Source organism: uncultured Gimesia sp. (assembly GCF_937919775.1).
GTDB lineage: Bacteria > Planctomycetota > Planctomycetia > Planctomycetales > Planctomycetaceae > Gimesia.
Map to the genome: position 1 here is coordinate 1 of NZ_CALFPF010000336.1, position 12995 is coordinate 12995.

Consider the following 12995-nt stretch of genomic DNA (forward strand, 5'->3'; position numbering starts at 1 on the left):
CATTTCCTGCTCTTGAGGTGCACGGGAATATACCCAACGATAAAGTTCCTGTACTTTTTCTTCGTTAGATCGTTTGTCATCTTTGGCAAGCATCGCAGCACGGCTGGCGCCGCCGGTGATCTTATCCTGTACTTCTTTGCTGTTCAGCAGATGCAGACTCTGAGCCAGATTCGCACTTTGCGAGCGTTCGCACTCGCAGGCGGTATCTGCCTGAGGCTGTCCGAATACTTTCAAAAAGTAGGGAGCCGAAGTCGCATCCGTAATCTGAATCGCCTTGGTATCCGCAGGCAGCCCTGAGAATCGCTGTGTCGAATTCGTTACCTGATGAAAGACGTCATACAGAACTTCCGCCGTCAGCCGTTTGGGATAATAACGGGAGAAATTCTGTTTATCTTTCAGGTTATATTCATTCGGCAGCGAACTGAGCTGATAGGCATTGGAACGGCAGATCGCACGCACCAGTTCCTTCATATCAAAACCGCTTTCTACAAAATGTTTTGCCAGACCATCCAGCAGCTCCGGATTTGCCGGAGGATTCGTCGCCCGCATGTCATCTTCGGGTTCGACAATACCGCGACCGAAGAAGTGTTTCCAGTAGCGATTGACGAGTGCTTTCGCAAAGAAGGGATTATCTGTACGAGATAACCACTGCACGAGCGCCACACGGGGATCGCGTTCCGGACTTAAATCCAGAGGCTGCATTCCCAGAGCCGTCGGTTTGAGATTTTCTCCCGAACGGATATTCTTGGCAGTCGCAGCCCCTTCTTTATGGAAAATTCTCTGATCGCGGAATCCGCCGGTTCCGATTGGCCCGGCGCTGGGATCTTTCGTCCCGACGCGACTGAAGAAAGCAGCCAGACCGTAATAGTCATCCTGGCTCCACTTTTCGAAAGGATGGTGGTGACAACGGGCACACTGAATACGAAGCCCCAGGAATAGCTGAGCCGTGTCTTCCACCTGCTCTTCTACCGTGTTGACTTCGCGATACCAGACCACTGCGGGATTCTGTCGGAATTCGCCTGAGGCAGAAAGAATTTCGCCGACAAATTCGTTGTACGGTTTATTCTCATACAGACTGTTCCAGACCCACTGATAAAAGGCATTTGTACCTGCGATATCAACGGGCTGCAGTTTTTTGTTGCGTAGAACCATATTCCATTTATTGGCAAAGTAATCTGCGTATGCAGGGCTGTCGATCAGGCGATCAATCAGTTTGTCCCGTTTGGCAGGATCTTTGTCAGCCAGAAATACTTTAACTTCTTCTTCGCTGGGTGTGGTTCCCGTGATGTCGATGTAGACTCTGCGCATGAAAGTCGAATCGTCGGCTACCGGTGAAGGAGGAATCCCCAGCACTTTCAATTTATTGAAGACGGCTTCGTCGATCAGATTCCGCGATGCTGGCAGCGACGCAATGCTGACTCCCAGCGGAATCGTGGCCCGGAAGGTTGAAACCTGCCCCTGGTAACGCGCCATGATGGCCACTTCACCCGACAGACCCAATGTTTTGACCAACCCCTCTTTATTGACTTCAGCCATCTCGGTATCGTTGGCTTCAAATAAAGCCATACGTGTGACGTCTTCAGTAGAACCGTCTGAATAAGTGGCGATCACAGCAATCTGCTGCTCAACATTCTGTCCCATAGTGCGAGTGGGAGGAAAACATTCAATCGACGCCACCGTCCGGTCTTTATCACTTCCGTAAGGCATCCCCTGCTCAATCCAGCGATACAGCAGACGGTACTCATAGGAATCAGGTTTCACGAGCTTACCACCGCCGTGCGGTGTAACCCCGGTTCCTTTCATCAGCAACAGACTTTCTGCCGGCGATGAAGGAAACAATCGACGGCCCCGGCCTTCTTTGACCAGGAATTCAAAATCGTCTTCCGGATAAAAACCGAGCAAGGAGAGTTTAAAACCGTTCTGTCCGCTGGCTTTTCCGTGACACCCGCCACTGTTACAGGTCAACTTGGTAAAGATCGGAACAACCTGATTTTTGAAGTTGATCGCCTCTGGTGAGGCAATCCCCTGGATGGTGACCGGGATGGAAGCGGTTTTACCATTTTTAGCTGTCACGGTGAGCTGGGTCTGCCCGTCTTTAAGCGGGGTGAGATAACCATCGTTGGAAATGGATGCAATATCCTGATGCGCGATGGCATACGTCACGTTTCGGGTCAGGTCCTGCAGTTTACCATCCGCCAGAACTCCGGTGACCACCACCTGCTGACGGGAATCAGGACCTCGTAACAGAAGTAGTTCTTTTTCACCCGGATGCGGGCCAATCTGGATTTCTTTAAAATCCACCTGTGCCTCGGCGGCTGGCGCTCCCAGCACATTCGTGACACAATGACCAGAGACAAGAAACAGAGTCAGCACTCCACATAGCATAAGGATCTGGGGCATCCGAGAACCTTTGATTCGGAAATCCATACATCAACTCCTGTGCAACTGGTTTCGTTTTTACTTGAGGTCTGACTGCAAATAATTTGGCGCGATTACAGGCAGGCCCTTTCAACGTATGATTGAATTTGAAAACGCTCGTTAAATGTTCGTTAAATGGCTGGGTTGTCAGGTAAGTTTTTTAGGTAAGTTAACCAATCAGTATTTACTGGAATCGGTCGAAGTCTGCGGGTCAGGTCAAGTTCATTTCAATATAAACTCTTCCTTATAATTCAATGTATCAAAGTTTATTGAATTGTCAACGTTTTAACCAGTCAGTTGCGCCAAGAATGCTCTTTTGTTCACATAGATAAAAAAACGAGGCTAGATCCTGTGACCTGAAAAGTCCCCGTAATCACAACCGGCACAACTGTCAGAGGCGGAACCATTCAATAATTCCCTATGATCGTGAAAACAAATTAACGCCTTGAAAACAGTGATCTCTTCCATTTATTTTCAGGGAATCAGTCTCTTCTTACAAAAACAGGATTTCTTTGATTGCCAGCCAAAGTCTCTTCTATAGAATGAAAGTTAGCACAGATTTTGCTTCAGGGCTTTCCCTCAAGCTAAGTTTTAAAAAAATTCTTATTACCACCAAAAATCCAGGCGGCTCCAAAACACTCCCATGTCTGATCCTGCAAAAACCAATCCACCCCTGCCCAACATACAACGTGTCTTTGAACAATTACGGGCAGGCAAACCGGTCATTGTGACGGATTCCTCTGAGCGGGAAAATGAAGGCGATTTTATCGTTGCCGCCGAAGCCATTACTCCGCAGATTGTGCAGTTTCTGCTGCGATATGGAAGTGGTGAGTTGTGTGTCTCGCTTCCACAGGAAGTCGCCGAACGCCTGCAGCTCAACCCGATTGTCGGACCGGAAGAAAATACGGCACCGAACAAAACACAGTTTTTGATTCCCATCGACCATAAAGACAGCGGCAGCGGCGTCAGTGCCGAATGCCGTGCGATTACGATTCGTGCTTTGAGCGACGAAACCTCCCGGGCTGTCGATTTCGTACGTCCCGGCCATATTCACCCCCTGCTTGCGAAACAGGGGGGCATCCTCCGTCGCGCCGGACACACCGAAGCCACGGGGGATCTGCTGCAGATGGCCGGATTAAAACCCGTAGGTGTGCTGATCGAAATCCTCAGCCAGAAAGGGTTCGGGATGGCAGACGCTGACGAACTGCGAGAAATTGCAGAGCAGTTCGACATCCCCATCATTTCCACAGCCGAGGTCATCCGCCATCGTTATGTCAGTGAGAAACTGGTGCACCGCGAAGTGGAAGTTCCCATCAACACCAAAAATTACGGCACGGTTCAAGTCATCGGCTATTCGGTAGAGCATGAAAGCCAGCAACCGGTGGCGCTGGTCTGGGGAGATCTCGCTTCCGTCGAAGCCCCTCTGGTACGAATGCATTCATCCTGCTTTACAGGCGACCTGCTCGATTCGCTGCGCTGCGATTGTGGAGATCAGTTACACATGGCGATGGCCGCGATTTGCCAGGAACCGGCGGGCGCCGTCGTTTACCTGCCGCAGGAAGGACGCGGTATCGGCCTGATTCCCAAACTGAAAGCATACGTGCTGCAGGATCAGGGATATGATACGGTCGAAGCCAACATTCAACTGGGGTTCAAAGCAGACAGCCGCGATTTCACGGTCGGCGTCCAGATTCTGAAAGATCTGGGACTGACCAAAGTGCGCCTGCTGACCAATAACCCCAAAAAGACCGACTCCGATGTTTATACGGGCTTCAATCTGGAAGTCGTGGAACAGGTTCCGATCGTGGCCCCCCCGCACAAAGATCGTGAGTTCTATCTCCAGACCAAACGCGACAAAATGGGCCACATCCTGCCCGTGACACCGGCTGACTAGAGCGCATCATATTTAACCATAGCGGCTCTCGTTTTATGATACTCGTCGCAAATGGCCCTGGAGACGCGACAGTAAACCTGGACACAGGCTGATCTCAGCCGGATGCAAAACGACTCGCCGAAAGAAAATCAATCGGATGTGCCGTGCTGCCTTGCGTCGCCAGGTCAGCCAGGATTTCTCCGATGACAGCAGAGAATTTGAATCCGTGCCCGGAAAAACCGGCTCCATAGACCACGCGCTGATTTCGGGCATGACGATCAACGATGAAGTGCCTGTCGGGAGTTCTTGTATACATACAAGTAGCATGCCGCGCTGGTTCCGGATCGAGAGCCGGCATGACCTCACTGACAAAACGGGAAACCGCAGGCGCATCGGTTTCCATTAATTCCCGATTCACATTCCCCGGATCGGCAACCGTGGCCCCTCCGGTATGCTCAGCCAGTTTGACGGTCTCTCCATCCAGGGATGGGAAACCATAAAATTCCCCGTAAGGCATATCAAAAAAGAAACACCCCTTTCCCGCATCCAGATTGTAGAGAGGCTGTCTTACCGGGTTCCAGAACAGAACCTTTCTCACGACTTCGAGCGGCAGATGCAGTTCCTGCAGACACGAACTGCTCCACGCGCCGGCTGTCACGATCATGCCGGCAGCGAGATAACGCTCTGTCTCTGTCCTGACTTCAATCGATTCAGCATTGATGGAAACCGAAATAATTTTTTCGTTCAAACAAACCTGCGCACCAAGCGAGATCGCACACTCAATTTGCGTTCGCACGCACTCTTCCACATAGAGAAAACCCGCCTCGGGTTCCCAGGTGACTTCAAAACCATTGGGGATCCGGAATCCGGGAAATCGCTCTGCAGCCTCGCGGGAGGTCACGTTCTCGACGTCGACATCGTAGAGCCGCGAAGCCAGACGTACGCCCTGAATCACTTCCCCCTCCGGCGAACCCGCCACCATTAAGCCGCAGGGATTGAAGAGTCGTTTTCCCGATTCCTGTTCCAGTTCACGCCACAGTTCATAAGCACGCTGTAACAGAGGAACATAATTGGGATGCTCAAAATAGGCCTTGCGGATAATGCGTGTTTCACCATGAGAGCTTCCCCGGTCATGGGCGACGCCAAACTGTTCGATGCCCCGCACCTTCAGACCACGCCGCGCCAGATGGTACAACGCACTGCTGCCCATCCCGCCTAAACCCAGTACCAGATAATCAACATGAATCGGCATGAAACAATGAACGCTTTCTGATCGTTTTGTAATTGGGATGTGAGTGCAAAATCGATTTGATTATCACCCGCTTCGACCTCAGCCGTCAATGTTGTTTTCGTATTGAATAATCAGGAAGAACCGATCGCTTTCGTATCTGGTACCCTGCGATCAGCCGGAATAAGCGCAAAAAAATTACCGGGTGTTCTAGAAAGACAGTCAACCTACCCCACGTACACACTGACCATCAGATTTGAACACCCGGTAATTAATGACATCACAGAAAACCATCAAGGGACGATCATTTCCTGTATTAAGATCTGCAACAACAAAACACGGCTTGCCACTTCACGGAAACAACCCCAAACAAGCCGCACCAGCTATCACAGTATCTGTTCGCGTCGAACTCCTTCCTGAATCCGCTGCCCGGGAAACAAAAACTGTTTCCCGGCTGTCATCTGCCCGTTCTCAAATCTATGGAATTGAGAAATCCCCCCCCTGGGCAGACAATCTCGTCAGCAGCGGATTGACACACAAAATAGGTTTAACAGACCAGCCGGGCCGCATCGACTACGGAAAGGACACCAAGAGTTACATGATCAGGCAGGTAATCCCCCCCCTGTTCTCCGCGTCCCTTCATCACTGGCTCACTTCCTTCTTCCTCAAACAATTCCTCTCTGGTGATTCGCATATGGTCCGGAGCCTCGATGCCGATTTTGATGGAACCTTTTCCCGTGCGAATCACTTTCACCAGAATTTCATCACCGATTCGAATTCCCTCAGCCAACTTCCGTGTCAAAACCAGCATGATTGTCACTCCCTTTTATCATTAGATCCTGTTTCAGATGCAGTATTTGGTTTACCTTTGTGCAACTTAGCTTGTCCACAAGCCAGTTCCGGGTCATATTGATCTAGAGTATGCGATTCGCGTGCCAATCCCGTATGCCCGCACAACAAAACATCGCAAACCATTACCTGACAGACACTTAAAAAATATAAACCTGGTTGTTCTACTGGCCAAACAGGCTGAATGATTGAAAAAAGTGTCCCCAATAGTACAATTTTCAATTTCCCAGAATCATTTCTGGGACACTATTTTCAACTTTTCCAGACGTTGGAAACGATATGCCAGCAGCTTCGGTTGCATTATGAGGCAGGGCAAATATACTATTGGGTTCCTTGAAAGACCAAATCCTTTAAACTGCGGTCAGATTACGTCAATTGATATCAGCAAAAGCTGAATTTTTTAGAACCCACTAGATAGTCAAAGAGTTTACAATGGGTCAAATGTGTGAAGCCTGTGGTAAGGCACCTGTCGTCGGTAATCGAGTTCGCCAACGTGGTAAATACAAATACCTGGGTGGTAACGGTCGGCAGACAACGGGCGTTTCCAAACGCGTCTTTCGGCCGAACCTGCAGAAAATCCGGGTTCAGGCAGGTGGCAGCGTTCAAACGCAACGCGTTTGCACTCAGTGTATTCGCTCCGGTAAAATCACCAAAGCGGTTGCCAAAAAGCCGTTTACATTACCTGCTAAATAATATCGATCCCGCTCTAAAGTAGAAAAACGATGAGCGTTTCACTTTCTCAGGATGACGTACTTAAAGTTGCTTCACTTTCCCGGTTGAAACTTTCTGAAGCGGAAGTGAATTCTCTGGGTCAACAGATGGGGTCCGTGCTCAAGTACATCGCCATGCTGGACGAGTTGAATACCGATGCGATCGAGCCGATGGCCCATGCCATCGAAATTTCCAACGTTTTTCGTGAAGATGAACTTCAAACCAGTCTCCCAAGAGAAAAAGCGCTGTCCAATGCTCCGCAGACAGACGGGAATTATTTCCTGGTTCCCGCAATTCTCTAGTTGACCGGCGTCTTTACCATTGAGCACATAAAAGCAATAATCCAAGGCCCGGCTTGCTGACAAGTCGGGCCTTTAAATCTTATATGGAGACTCGAGATTCCATGTCGATCACGTCAGCCACTGCGAGCGAACTGCTTGCGAAAATGAACTCCGGGGAAATCAGCAGTGAAGAAATCACGTCAGCCTGCCTGGATGAAATCTCCCGCCGCGATGGCAGCATCAACGCCTTTCTCTCAGTGCAGCAGGAAGCGGCCCTCGAAAAAGCCCGAGAAGTGGACCGGAAACGAAAGGCAGGCAAGCCGCTCGGAAAACTGGCAGGCCTCCCCGTCGCGCTGAAAGATAATATCTGCTCTGAAGGAGTCACCACCACCTGTGCCAGCAAAATGCTGGAGCATTTCGTTCCCCCTTACGATGCTCATATAGTGGAACAACTCAAAGCGGCCGATGCGGTTTTGATTGGCAAAACCAATCTGGACGAATTCGCAATGGGCTCCTCGACGGAAAATTCCGCTTTCAAAACAACAACCAACCCCTGGAACACGGCCTATGCAGCCGGCGGATCAAGCGGAGGTTCTGCCGCTGCCGTCTCTGCCGGCTTCGCCCCCCTGGCTCTGGGCAGTGATACCGGCGGATCGATTCGTCAGCCAGCCAGTTTTTGTGGAGTAGTTGGCCTGAAGCCCACGTACGGTCGCGTTTCGCGGTATGGCCTGGTTGCCTTCGCCAGTTCACTCGATCAAATCGGGCCTTTTGCCCGCGATGTGACAGACGCCGCGTTGATCCTGGGAACGATCGCCGGTAAAGACCGCCGCGACACCACCAGCCTGGATGCCGCCGTGCCGGAATACACGTCGACGCTGGAACAGCCACTGAAAAATCTCAAAGTCGGCTACATCGAACTTTTGCATGAGGAAGGCCTGCACGCAGAAGTGAAGGAAGCCACCCTGCGGGCGCTGGACGTTTACAAATCACTGGGCGCAGAAATGGTTCCGATTACCTTACCGCATGCGAAATACTGCGTTGCCACCTATTACATCATTGCCCCTTCCGAAGCCTCGAGCAATCTGGCCCGTTACGACGGCGTGCATTACGGCTACCGCGCTCCGCATTTTGAAAACATGATCGACATGTACGCCGCCAGCCGGGGAGAAGCGTTCGGCGATGAAGTCAAACGCCGCATCATGCTGGGCACCTATGCCCTTTCCTCGGGTTATTATGACGCGTATTACCTCAAAGCGTTAAAAGTCAGACGACTGATTCGAAACGATTTCGAACAGGCATTTCAAAGCGTGGATATCATCGCGACGCCTGTCACTCCCACGCCCGCCTTCACGATCGGTGAACTGGTGGATGATCCTCTGGCGATGTACCTGGCCGATATCTTTACCACCAGTGCGAACCTTTCCGGCATCCCGGGAATCTCGATTCCTGCAGGCATGAGCAAAAACAATCTGCCGATCGGATTACAACTGCTGGCACCGCCGCTGGAAGAGGAACGGCTCTTACGCGCGGCCCGCATGTTCGAACGTGAAACCGATTGGCATCTGAAGCGTCCGGTATAAAACCAGTCAACTACATTGCTGCTTGAAACAACACTGGAATTGAATCTTGGATATTGAAATTAAGGGGAGTGCGGCATAATGGACTATACGGTCATCATCGGTCTTGAAGTCCACGTACAGTTACAGACCAGAACCAAACTCTTCTGCGGCTGTTCGACAAAATTCAACCCGGATCATCCCAACACACAAACCTGCCCGGTCTGTCTTGGTCTGCCAGGTGCACTGCCCGTGCTGAACCGGGAAGCGTTTCACCTGGGCATGAAAACAGGGTTGGCGATCAACTGCGAGATTCCTGCGTTTACCAAATGGGATCGCAAGCAGTATTACTACCCCGATCTCCCTAAGGCGTATCAGATCAGCCAGTATGACCTGCCGATGAGTCAGAACGGCTGGCTGGAAATTGAACTTGATCCAGAAACCCGCGAGAAGAAAAAAATCGGCATCATCCGCGCGCATCTGGAAGAAGACGCAGGCAAAAACAGCCACGATGAATCAGGCCGCGGACAGGACAGCAAGGTCGACTTGAACCGCTGCGGCACCCCTCTGATTGAAATCGTGTCCGAACCGGACCTGCGATCTGCTCAGGAAGCCCGCACCTACCTGGAAGAACTGAAACTGTTACTGACTTACATTGACGTTTCCGACTGCAATATGCAGGAAGGCAGCCTGCGCTGTGACGCCAACGTGAATCTCCACGTCCATCAGGCAAACGGCGAAACCGTACCGACGCCGATTGTGGAAATCAAAAACCTCAACAGCTTTCGCGGCGTGGAACAGGCCATCGAATATGAAGTGCAGCGTCAATGGAAGCATTGGCAGGAGACCGGGCTCAGCCTGAAAGACGTGCCCAAAGAGACGCGGGGCTGGGATGCAGACCGTGGCGTGACGCTGGAACAACGGGGCAAAGAAGATGCAGCCGACTACCGCTATTTTCCCGATCCGGATCTGGCACCCGTCACTGTGACGGATGCAGAACGCGAACGCGTCTCGCAAGAACTCTGCGAGCGGCCGGCTGACCGCCGCGCCCGCTTTGAAGAATCTTATCAACTGTCGGTCTATGATGCTGCCGTCATTATCGATCAGGGGCTGGCTGTCGCTGATTATTTCGAAACGGTGGCTGAAAGCTGCGGTAACGGCAAACAGGCTGCCAACTGGGTGACTCAAGACGTGCTCCGCGAACTCAATGAACGCGGGCTCGATATCTCAAAATTTCCCATTCAACCTGATGTGCTCGCAGCGCTTCTGCAAAAAGTCAATGCCGAGGAAATTACGATCAAAAGCGGTCGGACTGTGTTTCAGGAACTGTTGAACTACCCGGAAGGCGTTCCAGGAATCGAACAGATCCAGAACATTATTGAGGACAAGGGTCTGGCCCTGGTTTCTGATACCGGCGAGCTTGACTCCATTGTTCAAGCGGTCGTTGACAAAAATGAAAAAGCAGTGGCTGACTTTCAAAGCGGCAAACAGGCTGCCTTGGGGGCACTGATTGGCCAGGTCATGCGAGAAATCAAAGGGGCCGACCCGAAAGCAGTTCGCGAACTCTTTATCGCAAAAATGAGTTAATGCGCGTCTCATTGAACGATCGCGTCACCCATGTGGAGTGACGCGATGCGAATGGCACTGGAGACGCTGCACTAAACCTGAATTCAGATTCGCCTGAGATCGGATGTACGATCAGTTAAAAGCCAGACACCGGGCAACGGAGTGCGCAGAAAAAAGGGGCATCTGCATGCCCCTATTTATTTTCAATCGACCGGGATCTTTAAAAAATCCCCAGTTCGTCGCGTGCATCTTCGGTCATTAATTCCGGTGACCAGGGAGGCGACATGGTTAATTGAATACTGGCTTCGTCTACATCGTCGAGACGTTCTAAAGCCATCTTTGCCTGCTGAATGATCTGCGGACCAGCCGGACAAGCGGGGCTGGTTAACGTCATCGAAACATTAACTTTCGCACTGTTCTCTACGGTTCTCTGAACTTCGTAAACCAATCCTAAATCAACGATGTTAATATTCAGTTCCGGGTCAATTACCTGCTTCAGCGCATCTACCAGTGCTTCTTCCCCTCCGACCCCTTTCAAGGCGGAAAAGACCGGTACTTGACCTTCCTCGCTACACTCCTCAGAAATATTATCCAGTTCATTTGACATAGTTTTATCTCCTCCCGCTGCCTGATGACGCCCAAAATATATTGAAATAAAAAACTATTAAAGAACGACCACTCAAATTTATATATTCGTACGAATATCTGAAAAAAGCTGACTTCTCAATTAATTCCCGGAACGCACAAAAACTTTTCGATCTCTCACTTCCACTTCAAAGGTCTGAATTGGTTTTGTGGCTGGCATGCAAAGGGCTTTACCAGTCGCTAAATCAAAACGAGCCCCGTGACGGGGACAAATAATTGCTCCTGCTTCGATACAACCATTTGTAAGAGGTTGACCATCGTGTGTACACGCATCCTCTATTGCAAAAACCTGATCGTTCAGCAGGATCAGCAAGACAGGGGTATCATCGATAAACACCTCAAGCCGATCAGTCGAACCAAACTCGTCAAGCGAAGCAATTTCCTCAAAGTCAGACGCATGCATTATTATTGTCTACAGACAGTGGAAAGTTACCGGCCAAATCCTAATTTTTTGATAATTGCCTGATCAAGGGTTTCCCGCACGACTTCCACCGGAATGCGGTCAAAGACGGTCTGAAAGAATCCTTCCACGATCATATGCATCGCCTCATACTCTGACATACCCCGTGACATGCAGTAGAAAATTTGCTCTTCATCGACGCGGCCTGCCGTCGCGCCGTGGGTGCAACGAACATCATCGGCTTCAATTTCCAAGCCGGGAATTGCATCGACACGGCAGGTGGGAGACAGCATTAAGGAATCATTTCGCTGATACCCGTTTGTCTGCTGCCCTTCCGGTTCTACACGGATCATGCCCCGCCAGATGGCGCGAGAGTGATCGCGCAAAACCTGTTTATATAACAAATCAGAACGCGTTCCCTGAGCGTTATGAACCTGCTGCGTATAGAAAGAATGAATCTGCTTTCCAGTTGCGAAAGTAACACCATTCACTTCTGCTTCTGCGCCGCGACCATCGAGTACCACATCCTGATGAATGTGTGCCAGCTTCGCGCCAATTCCACCCACGGTCCATTGCAGGAACCCGTTGTTGCCAACACGCCCCGCCTGATGAGCAATGTGCCAGACATTGTGATTCCAGTTCTGCAGTTGAACGTAGCGCAGCCGGGCTTCTTTACCCAGGAGCAACTCAACTGCTCCCATATGCAATCCCAGATTGTCTGTCGTAGTAGAAGCAGTTTCTTCGAGTAAGGTGGCAGAAGCCCCTTCTTCCAGAATCACCAGTGTATGACTGAAATCGGCGGCTTTCTCTGCCTGCAGCGTAATCAGGCTGTGCAGGGGTGCTTCGATAACCACATTACGAGGCACATACAGAACCGTGCCCCCCGTCCAGAACGCCCCGTGCCAGGCCGAAAACCGATCGGTCTCGCTGTCGACTGCTTTGGTCATGAAGTGCTTTTGAATCAACTCGCTGTGCTCTCGGACCACCACAGACAGATCACCAAAGATCACTCCTTTGGCTGCCAGCTCTGCTGCCAGATCATTTGAAGCCAGTTGACCGTCGATATGAGTGACATGCCCGGCAAACTCAGCCCGGCCTTTCAGTAATGTCTCTGTATGTTTGCTGTCTGCTGAATCCTGGGAAATTTCAGAACCGGCATTCAACTGAAAACGATCGGAACGCAGAGCACGCAGATCAACGCGACGCCACTCTTCCGGATTCAACTCGGATTCCAGAAGCTCGCTGTAGCGTTTAAAGGCCTGTCGACGCGACTGAGTCACCCAGTCCGGTTCATCACGGGTAGTCAGAAACGCTTCAAAGGCTGCTTCACCAAATCCAGCGGGGATCTCAGCAGATGTATTTACCGACGGAGTACTCATACGATTATCTTTTATGCCTTCAACATCTTACTTATAGATTTATAAATTGACCAGTTTGAAGGTAAATCACCTTCAGTTGCTTCATTTTT

General features: G+C 50.8%; 11 protein-coding genes. 5 read left to right on the forward strand and 6 right to left on the reverse strand.

From position 1 onward, the window contains the following. Nucleotides 1-2400: DUF1549 domain-containing protein (locus Q0294_RS09350; protein ID WP_299463822.1), on the reverse strand; the 2400-nt coding region annotated here is incomplete at its 3' end. 661 nt (nt 2401-3061) lie between these two features. Between Q0294_RS09350 and ribA the strand changes: the two genes are divergently transcribed. Continuing rightward, on the forward strand, nt 3062-4312 hold the full coding sequence (ribA, locus tag Q0294_RS09355) for a GTP cyclohydrolase II (protein ID WP_299463825.1): 1251 nt from the start codon (nt 3062-3064) through the stop codon (nt 4310-4312). Nucleotides 4313-4406: 94 nt separating this feature from the next. Here ribA and solA read toward each other — a convergent pair whose 3' ends face one another. Beyond that, entirely contained in the window at nt 4407-5543 is a 1137-nt protein-coding gene (gene solA / locus Q0294_RS09360; protein ID WP_299463828.1) for an N-methyl-L-tryptophan oxidase, read from the reverse strand. Nucleotides 5544-6066: 523 nt separating this feature from the next. Beyond that, complete coding sequence (locus Q0294_RS09365; protein ID WP_299463831.1) at nt 6067-6330, reverse strand: carbon storage regulator; 264 nt, start codon at nt 6328-6330, stop codon at nt 6067-6069. 470 nt (nt 6331-6800) lie between these two features. Between Q0294_RS09365 and rpmB the strand changes: the two genes are divergently transcribed. The 4 genes from rpmB (at nt 6801) to gatB (ending at nt 10503) form a co-directional block, all read left to right on the forward strand. Continuing rightward, complete coding sequence (gene rpmB, locus Q0294_RS09370) at nt 6801-7061, forward strand: 50S ribosomal protein L28 (RefSeq protein WP_299463834.1); 261 nt, start codon at nt 6801-6803, stop codon at nt 7059-7061. Nucleotides 7062-7090: 29 nt separating this feature from the next. Beyond that, a complete protein-coding gene (gatC, locus tag Q0294_RS09375; protein WP_299463836.1) occupies nt 7091-7381 on the forward strand; it encodes an Asp-tRNA(Asn)/Glu-tRNA(Gln) amidotransferase subunit GatC in 291 nt (96 codons plus the stop codon). A gap of 101 nt (nt 7382-7482) precedes the next feature. Continuing rightward, nucleotides 7483-8940 carry an Asp-tRNA(Asn)/Glu-tRNA(Gln) amidotransferase subunit GatA gene (gatA, locus tag Q0294_RS09380; RefSeq protein WP_299463839.1) on the forward strand — a complete coding sequence of 486 codons (1458 nt, stop codon included), beginning with the start codon at nt 7483-7485 and terminating at the stop codon, nt 8938-8940. A gap of 78 nt (nt 8941-9018) precedes the next feature. Next, a complete protein-coding gene (gene gatB, locus Q0294_RS09385) occupies nt 9019-10503 on the forward strand; it encodes an Asp-tRNA(Asn)/Glu-tRNA(Gln) amidotransferase subunit GatB (protein WP_299463842.1) in 1485 nt (494 codons plus the stop codon). A gap of 199 nt (nt 10504-10702) precedes the next feature. On the opposite strand, the gene Q0294_RS09390 is transcribed toward gatB, so the two are convergent. The 3 genes from Q0294_RS09390 to sufD form a co-directional block, all read right to left on the reverse strand. Then, nucleotides 10703-11089 (reverse strand): metal-sulfur cluster assembly factor, encoded by a 387-nt coding sequence (locus tag Q0294_RS09390; RefSeq protein ID WP_299463845.1) that lies wholly within the window; start codon nt 11087-11089, stop codon nt 10703-10705. A 120-nt stretch (nt 11090-11209) separates the two neighbouring features. Next, on the reverse strand, nt 11210-11530 hold the full coding sequence (locus Q0294_RS09395; protein WP_299463848.1) for a non-heme iron oxygenase ferredoxin subunit: 321 nt from the start codon (nt 11528-11530) through the stop codon (nt 11210-11212). 26 nt (nt 11531-11556) lie between these two features. Next, nucleotides 11557-12906, reverse strand: coding sequence for a Fe-S cluster assembly protein SufD (gene sufD, locus Q0294_RS09400; protein WP_299463851.1), 1350 nt, complete (start codon nt 12904-12906; stop codon nt 11557-11559). Between the last annotated feature and the right edge of the window lie 89 nt (nt 12907-12995).